The sequence below is a fragment of the Kitasatospora putterlickiae genome (assembly GCF_039527695.1).
Classification (GTDB): domain Bacteria; phylum Actinomycetota; class Actinomycetes; order Streptomycetales; family Streptomycetaceae; genus Kitasatospora; species Kitasatospora putterlickiae.
In genome coordinates this window covers 46,576-60,206 of record NZ_BAAAKJ010000044.1, presented here as the reverse complement: position 1 = coordinate 60,206, position 13,631 = coordinate 46,576, and the positions used below count along the sequence as shown (strand labels likewise).

The window sequence follows — 13,631 nt, the reverse complement described above, 5'->3', positions numbered from 1 at the left end:
ACCCTGCCGCCGGCCCCGCCCGCCGCCCCCGCCACCGCCGCGCGAAGACCCCCGGGCGCCCCGCTCACCCGGCGCGAGCACGAGGTGCTCCGCTGGGCGGCGACCGGCCGGACCAACCCGGAGATCGCCGCCCAGCTCGGCCTCACCCGCAACACGGTGACCGGCTACCTGAAGAGCGCCATGCACAAGCTCGGCGTCCGCAACCGCACCGAACTCGCCGTCGCCGCCCGGGAGTCCGGCCTGCTCGAATGAACCCACGGACCAGGACGGTCAGTTGACCTTGCGCTCCCGCCCCGACCAGTAGGGCTCGCGGAGCCGGAACTTCTGCAGCTTCCCGGTGGTCGTGCGCGGCAGCGCGTCCCGGAACTCCACCGAGGTGGGCGACTTGTAGCCGGCCAGCCGCTGCTTGCAGTGTGCGATGAGGTCCGCCTCGCCGGTCTCCGCGCCCGGCTTCAGCACCACCAGCGCCTTGACCGTCTCGCCCCACTTGCTGTCCGGCACGCCGATCACCGCGGCCTCGGCCACCGCCGGGTGGTCGTAGAGGCAGTCCTCCACCTCGATCGAGGAGACGTTCTCCCCGCCGCTGATGATGACGTCCTTCTTCCGGTCCGAGATGGTCAGGTAGCCGTCGGTCAGGACGCCGCCGTCGCCGGTGTGGAACCAGCCGTCCCGCAGCGCCTCCGCGGTGGCCTCCGGCTGCCGCCAGTAGCCGTCGAGGACCACGTTGGAGCGGACCAGCACCTCGCCCTGCTCGTCCACCCGCACCTGGTTGCCGATCGCCGGGGCGCCCGCCTGCACCAGCTTCTCCGCCCGCTGCTCGGCGGGCAGTTCGTCCCACTCGGCGCGGGTGCGGTTGACCGTCACCACCGGCGAGGTCTCGGTCAGGCCGTAGATCTGCATGAACTCCCAGCCGAGTTCGGACTCCATCCGCTGCACCACCGAGGTCGGCGGCGGGGCGCCGGCCACCACCATCCGCACCCGGTCGCGCCCGGGAACCGGGCCGTCCCACTCGGCCGCCGCGTCCAGCACCATCTGCACCACCGCCGGCGCGCCGCACAGGAAGGTCACCCCGTGCCGCTCGACCCGGCGCAGGATCTCGGCGCCGTCCACCTTCCGCAGCACCACGTGCCGCGCGCCCAGTCCGGTGAGCGAGAACGGCAGGCCCCAGCCGTTGGCGTGGAACATCGGAAGGGTGTGCAGGTAGACGTCCCGGTCGCTCGCCCCGAAGTGCAGGGCCATCAGCGTCGCGTTCAGCCAGACGTTGCGGTGGGTGAGCTGAACGCCCTTGGGGCGGGCGGTGGTTCCGCTGGTGTAGTTGATGGTCGCGGTGTCGTTCTCGTCGATCGCGTAGCGGCGCGGCGCGTTCTCGAAGTCGTACAGCAGCGCGTCGCTGTCCGCCCCGATCACGAACTTGTGCTTGGCGACCACCCCGGCCAGCGGTTCGGCCAGCTCCGGGTCGACCAGCAGCACCGAGGCGCCGCTCTGCTCGACGATGTACGACACCTCCTCGGCCTTGAGCCGGAAGTTCACCGGTACCAGCACCCGGCCGTGCCCGCTCACGCCGAACATCGAGGTCAGCAGCCGCGCCGAGTTGTGCGACACGATCGCGACCCGTTCACCGGGGCCGACGCCGAGCCGGTCGAGGCCGGCCGCCTGCGCCCGCGCCAGCCGCGCGATCCGACGGTACGTCAGATCGGCCCAGGGTTCGGCCGGTTGCACCGGTTCGTCGACGATGCCGACCCGGTCGCCGTAGACCAGCTCGGCCCGGTCGAGGAAGTCCATCACGGAGAGTGGAATCTGCATGGGCCCACTGTCCTCCGCCCGCCGTCGCCTGCACACCCCCGATCGGGGGTGTCACCCGGACGGGCCCCGCCCCCGGGTGGCGGTGGCCGTCCGCGCGGCGGCGATCGCGGCGGCCAGCCGGTCCCGCGCCTCGGTCTGGGCGGCGATCCGGCGCTCCAGCACCGCCAGCCGCTCCCGGGCGATCCGCAGCGCGGCGGGCGACGGCGGCCCCAGCGCGTCGCGGTCCAGGCAGCCCAGGAACGGCCGGACGTCCTCCAGGGTGAGCCCGGCCTCCAGCAGCGCGCGGATGTTGCGCACCCGCACCACCGCCGTCTCGTCGTACACCCGGTAGCCGTTGGGCGCGCGCCCGGAGCCGATCAGCCCGGTCTGCTCGTAGTGCCGCAGGGCCCGGGCGGTCGTTCCGGTCGCCCGCGCCAGCTCGCCGATCCGCACCCGCGCCGCCCCCTGTCCGTCTCCCGCGGCGCTCAGCCCACCACGGCGCCACCGTCCACCGGCAAGACTACTCCGGTCACGAAGGAGGCCTGCGGCGAGGCGAGTTGGGTGATCGCCCAGGCGACCTCGGCGGCCTCGCCGATCCGGCCGAGCGGGGTGTGCGCCAGCTGCCACGCCCGCAGGGCCGCCCGCCGCTCGTGACCGATCCCGGCGTGGTCGGCGATCGGCGTCTCGATCGCGCCCGGCGCCACCGCCACCACCCGGACGCCGTGCGGCGCCAGCTCCACCGCCCAGCCGCGGGTCAGCGAGTCGACCGCCGCCTTGCTCGCCGCGTAGGCCGAGTTGCTCGGCCAGCCGCGCTGCCCGACGGCGGTGCTCACGTTGACGATCACGCCCCGGCTCGCCCTGAGCGCGGGCAGCGCGGCCTGGGCGAGCAGGAGGGGCGCCGTCAGATTGGTGGCCAGCATCGCGCCGACACCCTCCGGGGTGTAGCCGCCGAGCGTCGCGTGCGGGGCGACGCCCGCGTTGTTGACCAGCACGTCCAGCCGTCCGAACCGCTCCAGCGCCGCCCGGACGACCAGCTCGGGACCGTCCGGAGCCGTGATGTCCGCGACCACCGGCACGATCCGTCCCGGCGCCCGCTCCGCCGTCTCCGCCAGCGGCTCCGCCCGGCGTCCGACGGCCACCACCCGCACCCGCGACCCCTGCTCGGCGAAGGCCCGCGCGGTCGCCCGCCCGATCCCGGTCCCCGCCCCGGTGACCACCACCACCCGGAGCCGCCCCACTGCCTCGTCCACCCGCGTCGTCTCGTCCATGCCCACGACCCTCCAACCCTGCCGCCAACGGCAAGGTCAACCCCGGCCCGGAACGGAACGGCCGGATCCGCTTGGTGAGCCGGCGGCGAACAGGGAGCCGATCCCCGGCGTTCCGTTGCTAGGGTCCGTCTTCAAACCCCCGCCTGCCGGGCGACGTCTGGGCACGCACCTCGCCGCGTTGTCGTCGGTCGCCGATGCTCCGCATGGACTCCCTCCTCCGCCTTGCGATGCACGCACCCAGACGCCGCCCGGCCCGCCCTCCGGGCGGACGACGGGGGTTTGAAGACGGACCCTAGGAACGGCGGAAAGGGATCCACCCACGGGGAAGAGACACCGATGACCGACCACCACCGCTCCGGCAGCCTGTACGACGCGATCGGGGGCCTCGACGCCCTGCGGCGGCTGAGCGACACCTTCTACCGGGGCGTGCTCGCCGATCCGCTGCTCGCGCCGGTCTTCGCCCGGTTCACGCCCACCCACGTCGAGCACGTCGCCGTCTGGCTGGCCGAGGTGTTCGACGGCCCGGACCGCTTCACCACCGACCTCGGCGGCCACCAGGCGCTGCTCCGCGCCCACCTCGGCCTCGCCATCACCGAGGAACAGCGGCTGCGCTGGATGGAACTGATGGCCGAGGCGGTGCGCGAGGAACTGCCCGAGGACGAACTGCTGCGCCGCCGCGTCCTGGAGTACTTCGACTGGGGCACCAGGATCGCCGAGGACGTCTCCGCCTCCCCGGCCGGCACCGACCTCGGCGACCCGGGGCCCACCCCGCGCTGGGGCTGGGAGGGCCTGCGGTGAGGACCGCGCTCGCCGCCGGCGGGCTGCTGCTGCGCCCCTTCCGGGCGTCCGACGCACCCGCCCTGATCGAGGTCCACCGCGACCCGGTGCTGCGCCGCTACGTCCGCGACCGGGTGACCGGCCCGGACGAGGCCGCCCGCTGGCTGGAGACCGAGGACCGGGGCCGGCGCGAGGGCGCCCGGTACTCCTTCGCCGTCCTGGCGGAGGGCGTGCTGGTCGGCCAGGTGGTACTCAAGCGCGGCGCCCCGGGCGGCGCCGGCTCCGAGGTGGGCTACTGGACGGCCGCCGCCGCCCGCGGCCGGGGCGTGGCCCCCCGCGCGCTGGCGGCGCTCACCGCCTGGGCGGCGGAGACCTTCGCCGCCGACGGGCTGGTCCGGCTGGACCTCTTCCACGAGGGGGACAACACGGCGTCCTGCCGGGTCGCCGAGAAGACCGGCTACCCGTTCGAGGGCCTCGTCCCGGCCGCCCCGCCGCGCTACCCGCTCGACGGTCACTGGCACAGCCGGCCCGTCGGCGCCACCGGATAACGAGTGGACACCGGAAAACGAGTGGACCGGGGTGGCGATCGAGGCCAGGGTGACCCCATGGCTTCTCTTCTGCGACACGTGACGACCGACTGCGCCGACCCCTACGCCCTGGCCCGCTTCTGGGCGGAGGTGCTGGACGGCGCCCTGGGCGAGGGCGACCAGCCGGGTGACGAGGAGGTGGAGGTGACCTCGGAGGGTGTCGCGCTGCTCTTCATCCGGGTGCCCGAGGGCAAGTCCGTCAAGAACCGCACCCACCTGGACGTCCAGCCGAAGGACCGCACCCGGGACGAGGAGGTGGAGCGCCTGCTCGCCCTGGGCGCGACGCCGTTCGAGGACCACCGCACCCCGGACGGCAAGGGCTGGGTGACCCTCCTCGACATCGAGGGCAACGAGTTCTGCGTCGTGCGCAGTGCCGCCGAGCGGCTCGCCACCGAGGCCTCCTGACACCGGCCCTCAGCCGACGGCCGCCCGCCAGCTCCACGAGCTCCGGCGCGGGCGGCCGTCGAGCTCCCCGCGCCCGGTGCACCAGAGCAGCACCTCCACCGGGTCGCCGGCGGGCGCGTCGGGAAACAGCCGGGCCAGCGCGGCGGCGGCGAGCCGCTCCGGGGGCCGCCACTCCAGGCCGAGCCCGAGGGTGATGTCATGGGTGTGCAGCAGCGTCTCGGTGACGCCCATCGCGGCGAAGCCGGCCGGATCGCACGGCCCGTAGTGGTACGCCCGCAGCTCGGGCGGCGCCGCGTCCAGCGCGGTGGCCAGCAGGTGCGCGCACGCCGTGACCACGGTGAGCACCTCGGCGGGCCCGGCCTCCGGGCGCACCGTCAGGTCCAGCGGCAGGTAGCGGTCGTCGGGCCGGGCGGCGAGCTGGCCGGCGTAGGCGAGCAGGTCGTGCGCGATGTGCGCGGCGGTCTCCCGGCAGCTCCACTCCAGCGGTCCGGCCGGCGCGTCCCAGCGGGTACCGCCGGCCTCGGCCGCCGGGCCCAGGACGGCCGTCAGCTCGCCGAGCGCGGCGCGGACGGCGTCTCCGTTCAACGGATGATCGGTCATCGGCCCACCGTCCCACCGACCCCCGCGTGTCCGCCAGGGTCCCGCCCGCCGCGGGTGCTACTGCTGGCTCCGGATCCCCACCCGGCCCCTCCCCACCGGGCCCCGGAGAACAGGCAGGTACCCCATGGCCAGGATCGCCGTGTTCGGCGCCAACGGCACCATCGGCAGCGCCGTCGTCGCGGAGGCCGCCGCGCGCGGTCACCGGGTGACGGCGGTGGTCCGCACCCCGTCCCGGTTCGACGCCGCGCGCCACCCGGGGGAGGTGTCCGTCGAGGCCGGCGACGTCCTGGACCCGGCGGACGTGGCCCGGGCCGCCGCCGGGCAGGACGCCCTGGTGAGCGCGGTCGGCGGCGGCGACGGCCCGGGGCACCTGGCGCTGATCGAACCGGCCGCCCGCTCGCTGGTCGAGGGGCTGCGCCGGCTCGGCGGCGAGGCGCCCCGGCTGGTCGCGGTCGGTGGCGCGGGCAGCCTGGAGACCGCGCCCGGCACCAGGGTCTGGGACGCCCCGGGCCTGCCGGAGGCGGTGCTGCAGATCATGCACGCCCACGGCGACGCCCTGGCGTACTACCGGACGGTCGCGGACGTGCGCTGGACGGTGCTCAGCCCGGCCGCCCGGATCGGCCCGGGCGAGCGCACCGGCCGCTACCGCACCGGGCTGGAGCAACTTCTCACCGACGCCGAGGGGGAGAGCCGGATCTCGGTACCGGACTACGCGGTGGCGCTGGTCGACGAGATCGAGCAGCCCGAGCACATCGGCGAGCGCTTCACCTGCTGCGCGCTCTGAACGGAGCGCGCGCGGGAACCGCCGGCCGTCAGCCGACCTGGATCGAGCGCTTCGCCAGGCCCATCCAGAAGCCGTCGATCACCGTGCGCTGGCTGCCCAGCTCGTGCTCCGCCGCGCCGAGCGTGACGAACAGCGGGGCGAAGTGCTCGGTGCGCGGGTGGGCGAGCCGGCCGGCCGGGGCCTTCTGCTCGAAGTCGAGCAGCGCGTCGAGGTCCTGGGCCGCCAGGGCGCGCCGGCCCCAGTCGTCGAACTCGGCCATCACCGAGGTGACCCGGCCGTCGCGGCTGAGCGCCCGCAGGTTGTGGGTGAAGAAGCCGCTGCCGACGATCAGCACGCCCTCGTCGCGCAGCGGGGCGAGCCGGCGGCCGATCTCCAGCAGCCGCTGCGGGTCCAGGGTCGGCATGGAGACCTGGAGCACCGGGACGTCCGCCTCGGGGAACATCTCCACCAGCGGGACGTAGGCGCCGTGGTCGAGGCCGCGGTCGGGGATGTCCTGGACGGGCGTACCGGGAGCGCGCAGAAGCTTGCGCACGCGCTCGGCGAGCTCCGGTGCGCCGGGGGCGGCGTACTGGACGCGGTAGTAGTGCTCGGGGAAGCCCCAGAAGTCGTAGACCAGCGGCACGGTGGTGACGGCGCCGAGCGCGAGCGGGGCCTCCTCCCAGTGCGCGGAGACCATCAGGATCGCCTTGGGGCGCGGCAGGTCGGCGGACCAGGCGGCCAGCTCCTTGGGCCAGAGCGGGTCGTCGGCGAGCGGCGGGGCGCCGTGCGACAGGTAGAGGGCGGGCATGCGCTCGGGTGCGGCGGTGCTCATGGCGGCTGTTCTCCTTCGGCCCTCGGTTGCGGCCCTCGGCTACGGCTCGGTAGTTCAAATTTGAACTCCGACACTTCGACCGTACACCTTCGTTCGAATTTGAACAATAGGAGTACGATCACCCCATGCCCTCCACCTCGTCCGCACCCTCGGCGCCCCCCTCCGCCGCCTCCTCGTACGAGCCCCGCTGGCTCGACGAGGAGGAGATGGCCGCCTGGCGGAGCTTCGTCACCGCGAGCAATCTCCTCAACCGCCGCCTGGAACGTCAGCTCAAGGAGGATTCGGGTCTCTCCCACACCCAGTACGAGATCCTCGTCCACCTCTCCGCCGCCCCGGCCGGCTCACTGCGCATGACCGAACTGGCGGACAGGCTGGTCACCTCCAAGAGCGGGCTGACCTACCAGGTCACCCAGCTGGAGAAGATGGGCCTGGTCGGCCGTCGCTCCTGTCCCAGCGACGTGCGCGGCGTCTTCGCCGAACTCACCGAGCAGGGGGACGAGATGCTGCGCGAGGCGGCCCCCGGGCACGTCGCCCTGGTCCGCGAACTGCTCATCGACGTCCTCACCCGGGAGCAGCTGGCCGTGCTCGCCGACGGCCTCGGCCAGGTCAGCGCCCGGCTGCGCCTCGACGACGCGCTCTGAGCCCCGGACGTCCCGGACGTCCCAGACGTACCCAGGCGTCCCCGACGTCCCTGACTACTGACGACCCTCCACCCTCGACCTGCCGCCCTCGTTCACCCTCGTTCACCCTCGTCCGCCCGTGCTGCTGCCGCCTCGGCCGCCTCCGCCGCCTTGGCGAGCAGCAGCACCCGCTCCCGGACGTTGCGGGTGAGCCCCGCCGCCCGCTCGAACTCCGCCCGCGCCTCGTCGCCCCGCCCCAGCCGGGCCAGCAGGTCACCCCGGACGCTGGGCAGCAGGTGGTACCCGCGCAGCGCCGGCTCCGCCACCAGCGCGTCCACCACCTCCAGCGCCACCGCCGGCCCCTCGGCCATCGACAGCGCCACGGCCCGGTTCAGCTCCACCACGGGCGACGGCGTCAGCGCCATCAGTCGGCCGTAGAGCGCGGCGATGGTCGCCCAGTCGGTGTCCTCGTACCGCGCGGCGCGCGCGTGGCAGGCGGCGATCGCGGCCTGCACGGAGTACGGCCCGGTGCCCGCCCGGCACAGGGCGGCCAGCCCGCGCCGGATCAGCAGCCGGTCCCAGCGGGCGCGGTTCTGCTCGGCGAGCAGGACGGGTTCGCCGCCCGGCCCGGTGCGGGCGGCCGTCCGGGAGGCCTGGAACTCCAGCAGCGCCGCCAGCCCGTGCGCCTCCGGCTCGGCCGGCATCAGCGAGGCCAGCACCCGGGCCAGGCGCAGCGCGTCCTCGCAGAGCGCGGGCCGCAGCAGGTCGTCCCCGGCGGTCGCCGCGTATCCCTCGTTGAAGATCAGGTAGACGACCTCCAGCACCGAGGAGAGCCGGGCCGCCCGTTCCCGCCCGTACGGGACCTCGAAGGGGATCCCGGCCCGCGCCAGCGTCCGCTTGGCGCGCACGATGCGCTGGGCGACGGTCGGCTCGGTGGAGAGGAAGGCCCGGGCGATCTCCGGCGTGGTCAGCCCGCCGAGCAGCCGCAGGGTGAGCGCGATCCGGGCCTGCGCGGAGAGCACCGGGTGGCAGACGGTGAAGATCAGCCGCAGCAGGTCGTCGTCGATGTCGTCGGGGCCGGACGGCTCGGGCGGCGGGACGTCCTCCAGCGCCCGCCCGACCTCGGCGAGCTTGCGCGCGTACGTCTCCCGGCGGCGGACCAGGTCGATCGCGCGGTGCTTGGCGGTGGCCGTGAGCCAGGCGCCCGGACGGTCCGGGACGCCCGACTCGGGCCACTGCTCCAGGGCGGCGACCAGCGCGTCCTGCGCCAGCTCCTCGGCGATGCCGACGTCACGCACGATGCGGGTGACCCCCGCGATGATCCGCGCGGACTCGATCCGGAACACGGTCTCGACGGTCCTGGCCGTCTCCGCCGCCCCTTCCGGCCCGTCCGCCTCGTCCGCGCCCGCGTTGCGCTCCGTCACGATCACCCATCAGAGCAGCCGCCGCCCGTCCGCGGCAAACCACCGCCCCTCCGCTCACGCCTCCGGCGGCGTGGCGGCCTCGTCGATCTGGCGCAGCTCGGCGCCGACCGTCCAGTGCGCCGGGTGCGTCTCCAGGAAGCGCCGGGTCCACTCGACCGCCTCGGCCTTGTCCTTGCACTGGAGCAGCGCGTAGCCGCCCACGACCTCCTTGGTCTCGGTGAACGGGCCGTCGGTGTACGTCACCTTCCCGCCCTCCCAGAGCAGCCGGGTGCCCTCCTTGGTGGGCAGCAGCCCGGCGGTGTCCAGCATCACCCCGGCCTTGGTGATCTCCTCGAACAGCGCCCCCATCCGCTCCTCGAAACCGGGGTCGGACTGGAAGTCGGGGGCCTGCTCCTCGTCGATGCGGATCAGCGTCATGAAGCGCGGCATGGTGGCTCACTCCTCGTCGGTGCGGGCGGGGCCTCTCCCCGCCGCTCACCCCTGCGTCGAACGGGCGGCGGCCGTTTCGACAGCCGGCCCCGACATTCTCGCGGGGTGTTTCCGGTCCGGCCACCGGGGCCGGGCGCCGGCGCCACGGGTCCGAGCCCGGCTCAGCCCAGCCGGGCGGCGAGCCGCAGGGCCCCCGCCCGGATCCGCTCCTCGCCCAGTTCCGGGAGCAGGGCGGCGACGTGCTCGGCCGCCAGCACCGCCAGCAGGGCGTGGGCGTCGTGCTCGGGGTCCTCGCTCCGCCCGCCCGTGCCGAGCAGCAGCGCGACGTGCCGGTGCCAGAACCTGTAGGCGCCGATGCGGTAGCGCGAACCCCGGCCGGCCGTCTCGGACATCCGGACCAGGTCGAGGTGTTCCAGCAGGTAGTCCAGATAGGCGGTGACGAACGCCGCCAGCCGCGCGCCGCCCGTCGCAGTGGCGTGCGCCTCGCCCGGGCCGAGCGGTGCCGGCCCCCGCAGGATCGCGTCCTGGAGCGCGCGTTCGCGGGTGTCCAGCAGGGCCACGCCGAGCCCGGCCTTGTCGCCGAAGCGGCGGAACAGCGTGCCCTTGCCGACGCCGGCCGCGGCGGCCACCTGGTCCATGGAGACCGACTCCACCCCGTGCTCGGCGAACAGCCGGGAAGCGGCCTCCAGCACGGCGGCCCGGTTGCGGGCGGCGTCGGCGCGCTCGACGGGCGGCGGCGTGCGCAGCAGCTCCAGCGGGACGGCACCCTCGGGCATTGCGTAAGCGGACTGCGGTCCGCTACTGTCCTGAGTCATAAGCGGACTATAGTCCGAATCGGCGCGCAGCCCCAGGAGGCGCAGCATGACCGCACTCATCACCCGGACCGAACTGGCCGAGGCCATCGAGACCGGTTCCGTCACCGTTCTCGACACCCTCGGCGGCGACTACTACGCCCAGCAGCACCTGCCCGGTGCGATCGAGCTCGTCCGGGCCGACGTCGACCGGCTCGCGCCCGGGCTGCTGCCGGACCGCGGGGCCGCCATCGTCACCTACTGCTCCAACGAGGCCTGCCCCAACAGCGGCCAGGTCGCCGACCGCCTGACCGCGCTCGGCTACACCAACGTCCGCAAGTACCGCGAGGGCATCCAGGACTGGTCCGAGGCCGGCCTGCCGGTCGAGACCGCCTGAGCCGTGAACGCCTGAGCCGTCACCGGCCGGGGGAGGGGTGCAACGCGGGGAGCGCCCCTCCCTCGTCACCGCCGCGGCTAGCGCTGCTGCTGCGTGCCGGCGTTCTTCTTCGGCCGCAGCTCATCGGCCAGCGGCTCCGCCTTGGCCCGCTTCACCGCCAGCGCGCGGGCCACGTCGAACGCCGCCGCCGGGTCCTCCCGCTCGCTCCACGGGTACGCGCCGCACCACGGGCCGATCGCCCGGAACTGCTCCAGCGCGACGTCGTGCGCCTCCACCTCGCCCGCGAAGTGCGCCAGCAGGTGCCGCAGCCGGGGCAGGTGCTCGTCGTCCGGACGGACCTGCCGCAGCTGGGTGGCGAGGTTCTCGATCCGCCACTTCGTCCGGTCGGCCGCCAGCGCGGACGCGACGCTCCTACGGCCCTCCAGCTCCGCGAGCGCGTGCAGGTAGATCCCGCCCAGCGGGCTCCCGGGCGGGGCCGCGTCCATGGCGCGCTCGGCGAAGGCCATCATCTGCTTGTTCGAGCCGAACCACTTCTCGCACCAGTACTGCATCGCCTGCCAGTGGCCCTGGTAGTGGTACCAGGCGCGCTTGACCAGCTCGTTCCAGGCCTCCTGGAACTGCTCCGGCGTGAACTGCGCGCCGCGCGCCGCCGTCACGATGACCACCCACGGTCCCGGGTTCGCCGGGTCCAGCAGGGCGGCCCGGCGGGCCGCCTCGATCGCGGCCGGCAGCATCTCGATGAAGGCGTTGATCGCGTCGTCGCCGACCTCGTCCCGGTAGCCGGAGCCGCGCACCTCCCACGCGCGGTGCACCATCAGCTTCGCCTCCAGGGTGGCGGCGTCGCAGTTGCCCGGCTCGGCGGAGCGCCAGGCGCTCAGCCAGCCGTCGCCCTGCTTGGCGATCGCGCCGAGCAGTTCCAGCCGCGACCACCGCTCGTCCCAGTGGTCCCCGGGCTCGGCGGCGTACGCGGCCGCCGGACGCCAGTCCCCGGCCCACGCCGCGTCGGCGACCGCCTGCGAGCGCTGCCGCTGCTCCAGTGGGGTCGGCGGACCGGGACGGGTCGGGTCGAGGCGCTCGCGCGGGGGCATGCCGTACGCGGCCGGGTCGAAGCCGTCGCGGGCCCACTTCAGATGGCGCCGCCGGCGCACGGCCCGGTAGGCGAGATAGACCACCACGGCGAGAACGAAGATCGACAGATGTATCACGACGGCGAATCATCCCTGCTGGGAAGGGGCGCGCGCAAAGCCGAAAATGGTTCGCCGAACGCGGTGTTCCATGGAAACATCCGCTGCAATGGGGACGATCCTGCACGGCACCCACGTCATTCTCCGCCCGGCCACGCCCGGCGACATCCCCGCCCTGGTGGCCATCCGCCGCACCCCCGAGGTCTACGCCCGCTGGCGCGGTGGCGACGACCTCGCCGACGCCGTCGCCACCGACCTCGCCGACCCCGACACCGAGACCTTCGCCATCGAGGCCGGCGGCCGGATCGTCGGCGCCGTCCAGTGGTACGCCAACAACGACGACGAGTACCGCCACGCCGGCATGGACCTCTACCTCGACCCGGCCGTCCACGGCCGGGGCCACGGTACCGACACCGTCCGCACCCTGGCCCGCCACCTCATCGACCACCACCACTACCACCGCCTGATCATTGACCCGGCGACCGACAACGCCCCGGCGATCCGCTGCTACGAGAAGGCCGGCTTCCGCCCCGTGGGCGTGATGCGCCAGTACGAGCGCGGCCCGGACGGAACCTGGCACGACAACCTCCTGATGGACCTGCTCGCCGACGAACTCTCCTGATCCCGAGGGGGTCGGCCGGCCACCCCGCAGGACCGCCCCCGGGTTGACGGCGACTCCGGGGTTCCACCACCCTTTCACTAATTAGATAGTGGAAGGGTGGTTTGGTGATGTCGATGCTCCGCTCCCTCCGGCGCCCCGGGGTCCTGTCCTGGGGATCGGCCGGACTGTTCGCCGTGCTCTACTCCTGCGTCGCCGTCAACCGGCACCGGCGCGTCCTGACGCAGGCCTATGACCTGGGCATCTTCGAACAGGCGGTGCGCGCCTACGCGCGCGGCGAGGCGCCCCTCGTGCCGCTCAAGGGCCCCGGCTACCACCTGCTCGGCGACCACTTCCACCCACTGCTCGCCGCCCTCGCCCCGCTCTACCGGGCGTTCCCGAGCACCGTGACGCTGCTCCTCGCACAGGCGGTGCTGATGGCGCTGGCCGTGGTGCCGCTCAGCCGGTGGGCCTACGAGGTCGGCGGGTGGCGCCTCGCCGGCCTCGTAGGCGGCCTGACCGGGGCGTCCTGGGGGATCGTCGAGGCGGTGGCCGACGACTTCCACGAGATCGCGTTCGCCGTGCCGCTGCTGGCGTTCGCGGCCGCCGCGCTGGGGCGGGGGCGGCCGGTCGCGGCGGTGCTCTGGGCGCTGCCGCTGGTGCTGGTGAAGGAGGACCTCGGGCTGACGGTGGCCGTGGTCGGCGTCCTGGTGTGCGTCCGTGCCCCGCGCGGGAGCGGGATCCGGGCGCTGGGTTTCGGTACGGCGCTGTTCGGGCTCGCCGCGACGGCGCTGACCGTGCTGGTGGTCCTGCCCTCGTTCAACCCCGGCGGCGACTTCGACTACTGGGGGCAGATGGGCGCCGGGGAGGCCGTCGGCGCGCCGTGGGAGGCGGCGGCCCGGCTGGTCTGGCCGCCGCTGAAGTGGCTGCTGCTCGGGCTGGCCGCCGCGACCGCCGGGTTCCTGGGGCTGCGCTCGCCGCTGGCGCTGCTCTGCGTGCCGACCCTGGCCTGGCGGCTGCTCGCCGACAACCCGCACTACTGGGGCGTGGGGTACCACTACAGCGCGGTGCTGATGCCGCTGCTGCTGGCGGCCCTGGTGGACGCCCTCGACCGGACCGGCGCGTTCGCCCGAGGGGCCGCCCCCGCCGTACCGGACGCCGCCACCGCCCCCGC

At 74.4% G+C, this 13,631-nt stretch carries 18 protein-coding genes; 9 read left to right on the top strand and 9 right to left on the bottom strand.

Features of this window, described 5'->3' with window-relative positions; translation table 11 throughout:
* Positions 1 to 252: response regulator transcription factor (locus tag ABD308_RS05595; protein WP_344327494.1), on the top strand; the 252-nt coding region annotated here is incomplete at its 5' end.
* Between the two features lie 18 nt (positions 253 to 270).
* Here the strand turns inward: ABD308_RS05595 and ABD308_RS05590 are convergent.
* From ABD308_RS05590 to ABD308_RS05580, 3 genes are read right to left on the bottom strand one after another with little or no spacing between them, the layout of a single operon-like run.
* Complete coding sequence (locus ABD308_RS05590; protein WP_344327492.1) at positions 271 to 1,803, bottom strand: AMP-binding protein; 1,533 nt, start codon at positions 1,801 to 1,803, stop codon at positions 271 to 273.
* Between the two features lie 51 nt (positions 1,804 to 1,854).
* Complete coding sequence (locus ABD308_RS05585) at positions 1,855 to 2,235, bottom strand: MerR family transcriptional regulator (RefSeq protein ID WP_344327491.1); 381 nt, start codon at positions 2,233 to 2,235, stop codon at positions 1,855 to 1,857.
* A 32-nt stretch (positions 2,236 to 2,267) separates the two neighbouring features.
* Entirely contained in the window at positions 2,268 to 3,050 is a 783-nt protein-coding gene (locus ABD308_RS05580; protein WP_344327489.1) for an SDR family NAD(P)-dependent oxidoreductase, read from the bottom strand.
* 336 nt (positions 3,051 to 3,386) lie between these two features.
* Here ABD308_RS05580 and ABD308_RS05575 point away from each other — a divergent pair, with 336 nt between their 5' ends.
* Genes ABD308_RS05575 through ABD308_RS05565 form a run of 3 tightly spaced genes read left to right on the top strand, consistent with a single transcriptional unit; the run spans position 3,387 to position 4,819 of the window.
* The gene (locus ABD308_RS05575; RefSeq protein WP_344327486.1) at positions 3,387 to 3,848 is read left to right on the top strand and encodes a group II truncated hemoglobin; all 462 of its coding nucleotides are present in this window, start codon (positions 3,387 to 3,389) and stop codon (positions 3,846 to 3,848) included.
* Entirely contained in the window at positions 3,845 to 4,375 is a 531-nt protein-coding gene (locus ABD308_RS05570) for a GNAT family N-acetyltransferase (RefSeq protein ID WP_344327485.1), read from the top strand. The genes ABD308_RS05575 and ABD308_RS05570 overlap by 4 nt, the downstream gene beginning before the upstream one ends.
* A 57-nt stretch (positions 4,376 to 4,432) precedes the next feature.
* Positions 4,433 to 4,819, top strand: coding sequence for a VOC family protein (locus ABD308_RS05565; RefSeq protein WP_344327483.1), 387 nt, complete (start codon positions 4,433 to 4,435; stop codon positions 4,817 to 4,819).
* A gap of 9 nt (positions 4,820 to 4,828) precedes the next feature.
* Here the strand turns inward: ABD308_RS05565 and ABD308_RS05560 are convergent, their stop codons facing one another.
* A complete protein-coding gene (locus ABD308_RS05560) occupies positions 4,829 to 5,419 on the bottom strand; it encodes a maleylpyruvate isomerase N-terminal domain-containing protein (protein ID WP_344327480.1) in 591 nt (196 codons plus the stop codon).
* Between the two features lie 124 nt (positions 5,420 to 5,543).
* Here ABD308_RS05560 and ABD308_RS05555 point away from each other — a divergent pair, with 124 nt between their 5' ends.
* Entirely contained in the window at positions 5,544 to 6,203 is a 660-nt protein-coding gene (locus ABD308_RS05555) for an NAD(P)-dependent oxidoreductase (protein ID WP_344327478.1), read from the top strand.
* 28 nt (positions 6,204 to 6,231) lie between these two features.
* Here the strand turns inward: ABD308_RS05555 and ABD308_RS05550 are convergent, their stop codons facing one another.
* The gene (locus ABD308_RS05550) at positions 6,232 to 7,014 is read right to left on the bottom strand and encodes a dioxygenase family protein (RefSeq protein WP_344327474.1); all 783 of its coding nucleotides are present in this window, start codon (positions 7,012 to 7,014) and stop codon (positions 6,232 to 6,234) included.
* A 125-nt stretch (positions 7,015 to 7,139) separates the two neighbouring features.
* Between ABD308_RS05550 and ABD308_RS05545 the strand changes: the two genes are divergently transcribed.
* Positions 7,140 to 7,655: a MarR family winged helix-turn-helix transcriptional regulator gene (locus ABD308_RS05545; protein WP_344327470.1), complete on the top strand. Its 516-nt coding sequence runs from the start codon at positions 7,140 to 7,142 to the stop codon at positions 7,653 to 7,655.
* A 92-nt stretch (positions 7,656 to 7,747) separates the two neighbouring features.
* Here ABD308_RS05545 and ABD308_RS05540 read toward each other — a convergent pair whose 3' ends face one another.
* From ABD308_RS05540 to ABD308_RS05530, 3 genes are all read right to left on the bottom strand, one after another.
* Positions 7,748 to 9,058 (bottom strand): RNA polymerase sigma factor, encoded by a 1,311-nt coding sequence (locus ABD308_RS05540; RefSeq protein ID WP_425554698.1) that lies wholly within the window; start codon positions 9,056 to 9,058, stop codon positions 7,748 to 7,750.
* A 54-nt stretch (positions 9,059 to 9,112) separates the two neighbouring features.
* On the bottom strand, positions 9,113 to 9,487 hold the full coding sequence (locus ABD308_RS05535) for a YciI family protein (RefSeq protein WP_344327467.1): 375 nt from the start codon (positions 9,485 to 9,487) through the stop codon (positions 9,113 to 9,115).
* A gap of 161 nt (positions 9,488 to 9,648) precedes the next feature.
* Positions 9,649 to 10,302 (bottom strand): TetR/AcrR family transcriptional regulator, encoded by a 654-nt coding sequence (locus ABD308_RS05530; protein WP_344327464.1) that lies wholly within the window; start codon positions 10,300 to 10,302, stop codon positions 9,649 to 9,651.
* Between the two features lie 46 nt (positions 10,303 to 10,348).
* On the opposite strand from ABD308_RS05530, the gene ABD308_RS05525 reads away from it, so the two are divergent.
* Complete coding sequence (locus tag ABD308_RS05525; protein WP_344327458.1) at positions 10,349 to 10,675, top strand: rhodanese-like domain-containing protein; 327 nt, start codon at positions 10,349 to 10,351, stop codon at positions 10,673 to 10,675.
* Between the two features lie 77 nt (positions 10,676 to 10,752).
* On the opposite strand, the gene ABD308_RS05520 is transcribed toward ABD308_RS05525, so the two are convergent.
* Positions 10,753 to 11,880: a hypothetical protein gene (locus ABD308_RS05520; RefSeq protein WP_344327455.1), complete on the bottom strand. Its 1,128-nt coding sequence runs from the start codon at positions 11,878 to 11,880 to the stop codon at positions 10,753 to 10,755.
* Positions 11,881 to 11,968: 88 nt separating this feature from the next.
* On the opposite strand from ABD308_RS05520, the gene ABD308_RS05515 reads away from it, so the two are divergent.
* Together ABD308_RS05515 and ABD308_RS05510 are read left to right on the top strand one after the other, a co-directional pair.
* Positions 11,969 to 12,481: a GNAT family N-acetyltransferase gene (locus ABD308_RS05515; protein ID WP_344327451.1), complete on the top strand. Its 513-nt coding sequence runs from the start codon at positions 11,969 to 11,971 to the stop codon at positions 12,479 to 12,481.
* A 113-nt stretch (positions 12,482 to 12,594) separates the two neighbouring features.
* The coding region (locus ABD308_RS05510; protein WP_344327446.1) for a DUF2079 domain-containing protein at positions 12,595 to 13,631 on the top strand (1,037 nt) is incomplete at its 3' end.

Bases quoted from the DNA above. Each gene is read 5' to 3' on its own strand.
- ABD308_RS05525 (WP_344327458.1), top strand. From the start codon at position 10,349: ATGACCGCACTCATCACCCGGACCGAACTGGCCGAGGCCATCGAGACC.
- ABD308_RS05575 (WP_344327486.1), top strand. From the start codon at position 3,387: ATGACCGACCACCACCGCTCCGGCAGCCTGTACGACGCGATCGGGGGC.
- ABD308_RS05545 (WP_344327470.1), top strand. From the start codon at position 7,140: ATGCCCTCCACCTCGTCCGCACCCTCGGCGCCCCCCTCCGCCGCCTCC.
- ABD308_RS05550 (WP_344327474.1), bottom strand. From the start codon at position 7,014: ATGAGCACCGCCGCACCCGAGCGCATGCCCGCCCTCTACCTGTCGCAC.
- ABD308_RS05580 (WP_344327489.1), bottom strand. From the start codon at position 3,050: ATGGACGAGACGACGCGGGTGGACGAGGCAGTGGGGCGGCTCCGGGTG.
- ABD308_RS05515 (WP_344327451.1), top strand. From the start codon at position 11,969: ATGGGGACGATCCTGCACGGCACCCACGTCATTCTCCGCCCGGCCACG.
- ABD308_RS05565 (WP_344327483.1), top strand. From the start codon at position 4,433: ATGGCTTCTCTTCTGCGACACGTGACGACCGACTGCGCCGACCCCTAC.
- ABD308_RS05530 (WP_344327464.1), bottom strand. From the start codon at position 10,302: ATGACTCAGGACAGTAGCGGACCGCAGTCCGCTTACGCAATGCCCGAG.
- ABD308_RS05590 (WP_344327492.1), bottom strand. From the start codon at position 1,803: ATGCAGATTCCACTCTCCGTGATGGACTTCCTCGACCGGGCCGAGCTG.
- ABD308_RS05555 (WP_344327478.1), top strand. From the start codon at position 5,544: ATGGCCAGGATCGCCGTGTTCGGCGCCAACGGCACCATCGGCAGCGCC.
- ABD308_RS05560 (WP_344327480.1), bottom strand. From the start codon at position 5,419: ATGACCGATCATCCGTTGAACGGAGACGCCGTCCGCGCCGCGCTCGGC.
- ABD308_RS05535 (WP_344327467.1), bottom strand. From the start codon at position 9,487: ATGCCGCGCTTCATGACGCTGATCCGCATCGACGAGGAGCAGGCCCCC.